The sequence below is a fragment of the Chryseobacterium phosphatilyticum genome (assembly GCF_002899825.2).
GTDB lineage: Bacteria > Bacteroidota > Bacteroidia > Flavobacteriales > Weeksellaceae > Chryseobacterium > Chryseobacterium phosphatilyticum.
This window is the reverse complement of record NZ_PPED02000013.1, coordinates 1-2,091: the sequence shown is the minus strand read 5'-3', so window position 1 is coordinate 2,091 and position 2,091 is coordinate 1. Positions and strand designations below refer to the sequence as shown.

Here is a 2,091-nt window from a genome sequence, read left to right as displayed (position 1 = left end):
GTTCCAGCATGATCGAGGCGCTGACGACGCCTGTGCGGATCGAGGTTCCCAGTCGCAGCACGTCGTCCCAGTGTGCCTCGATCAGACCTTCGTCGATGCGGCCCGCGACCAGCGGCGCAATATCGGGGCCGGGTTCGATGCCGTTAAACAGGTGCAAACGGCGTGCGGCGATATTCGGGATACGCGGCGCGAACCGGAACCCAAGCAGATGACATAGCGCGAACACATGGTCGGAGACGCCCCCGCCATCGACGTGATGCTCTTCGATGTGCAGATCGGCGCCGTGGTGGAGCAGCCCGTCGAGCACCTGTGCCGCCTCGCTCGCCGAAGCGGAGATAACTGTGGAATGGAACGGCGCGTAGCGATCCGAGACGTGGCTGTAAAAGGAGACAGCCGGCTCTGTCCCCTTGTGCGGATTGACTGCGCCGGTTGCCTGGGCGCGGCGGTCGAGCGGAAAGTTCTGACCGTCTGAGCTGGACGAGGTGCCGGACCCGAACAGCGCGGCCAGCGGCGCGGTGTGTTGGGCGTCGACAAGCCGGGCGAGCGCGCGACCGTAGGTTTCCTCGCGCAGATGCCATGAGGCGAGCCAACCGAGTTGGCGCTGGGTCACGAGATTGCAGGCTTCCGCCATGCGCGTATGGCCCAGATTGGTGGCATCGGCGAGCACCGCCGTGAGGATCGCACGTGGTTCATCCGCGGCACGGCCACTTTGCAGATGCGTGAAGCACTGGCTGAACCCGGTCCATCGATCGACTTCGGCAAGAAGGTCGGTGATGCGGATCGCGGGCAGATGCGCATAGAGCGGCGCAAGGGCGGTATCGGATTCCTCGGGAGTAATCGCCTTCAAGGGCGAAATCCGCAGCCTGCCCAAGCTGAGCTGCACGTCTTCCAGCGCGTCCGTCTCCGCCTTTCGCTCGACCTCGGCCAATCGACGGGCGAGGCGGGCGCGTCGTTCGGCCAGCCAGATATCGGCCGTATCCGGTGCCGGTATCGGCAAGGGGCCGGCCGCGCGCATGTTGGCGAATACGGGGGCAGGAATGAGTTGCTGCTCGACAGCACGATAGCGTCGGCTTCCCTCGACCCACATGTCGCCGGCGCGAAGCCGGTCGCGAAGCTCGACCAGCACGCACAATTCATAGATCCTGCGATCGGGAATGCCGGTGCCGATCGCCCGACGCCAAGCTTGCCGGATGAAGCCGACTGGCGTGCCTGCAGGCAATTTGCGCAGATGACCAAAATGAAGGTCGCGCATGATCGCGACCGCTCGCGCGAGCGCATGGCAGGCTGGCACCGCCCCGAATGTGAACGAGGCGATGAACGAGGGACCGACCTGTCGGAGGACGGGGTAATTGGTCGCGGCGACCGCGACGGGATCGACCGAATCGGGGCGGATCAGCTTGCGGGCTTCATCGACCTCGCGGCCGAGATCATTCCATCCGATCGCTGCCTCGACCGCAGCGCCGATATCGCCACCTGATATCTTGGCGGCGAGCAAGGCAGCGCCGAGTTGGGCAAGCAGCCGGATTTTGCCGTTGATGGTGCGCCGGTTGCGCTTGAGTGTCGTGTCCGCGCTGTTCTGTTCGCGCCGGAACATCTGCCCAAGCAGGCGATCGAACATCAGCACCGCATCGTCGGTGAGGGTAACGATGGTTTCGAGGATGGTCGCCACCAATGTGGCGCGACGCCGCGTCGCTTGCAGCGTCCGAACATGTTGCGCGGTCAGCCGCACGCCTTCCTGGCACAGGCGTCGGAGGCGCTCGGGATGGACGCCTACGGCGATATCCGGATCGATCCCGATGGCCCGAAGCAGTGTCAGTCGCTCGATGATGGCGGCGAATGTCTTTCGGCCGGGCTTGCCGGGTGACTGCCGCACCCAGGCCAGATCGCTCAAGTTCGTGCCTGTGTGGGGCAGGAGAAGCGCATCGAGCAGCCGGCGCTGTCGAGCATCGAGTCCTCGGGTCAGATGCTCGGCGCATTTCGGCTCCCCCGCTCGCCGGCTCCGCCGGGCGCTACCGCGCTCCTTGACCCGACCCGACACGACCCCGTGCGCGCTCTCGTCTTCGTATGACGAGAGGCACAGGACATGTCGCA

General features: G+C 65.3%; 1 pseudogene. It reads right to left on the bottom strand.

The features are described 5' to 3' along the window. Positions 1 to 1,984: pseudogene (locus tag C1631_RS25150) on the bottom strand (Tn3-like element ISMpo10 family transposase); the annotation flags it as partial. Positions 1,985 to 2,091 lie beyond the last annotated feature (107 nt).